At 50.0% G+C, this 446-nt stretch carries 1 protein-coding gene; it reads right to left on the minus strand.

Annotated elements, in window-relative coordinates:
* Positions 1 to 398: hypothetical protein (locus AC3DE3_RS17380; protein WP_488370869.1), on the minus strand; the 398-nt coding region annotated here is incomplete at its 3' end.
* Between the last annotated feature and the right edge of the window lie 48 nt (positions 399 to 446).

The raw sequence follows: 446 nt of genomic DNA on the forward strand, positions 1-446 counted from the left end.
GCTATTGCGTAAAGTATAGTCAGGGCAAGCACCGCATGGGTGATGTCCTGACTCAGGAGAAAGGCCCTGTAGAGGGTAGGCCCGATCAGTGCGTCTGGATGAAAGTCCGGGAAAACACCATGCAGAAGTGCCTCAGCCGTTTCTAAAGAAACGAGTAGGAAGCCCCAGAAAATCAAAAGATGCATGATCCCCGCAGGCAAGTCCTTATACATGCGCTTCTGCAAGAAACCTTCCGAAAGCAGGCGAAGCAAGCGTTGAGGCAGGGCCTGTATCCGGTTTTCTTCTGGACCGAGACCCACTCTCGTCAGCATGAGCCAGGTGCGGGAGATCTTGAAGAAGAAGAAACTGAAAACAGAGACGGTCACAAGTGCAAATAAAATAGGGAAGAGAATATTCACTATGGTTCCTCATCTAATTTCTTGGAGGAGCGACGGTAGAGATCACCT

The sequence above is a fragment of the Dietzia sp. IBK-p2-16D genome (genome assembly GCF_057773085.1).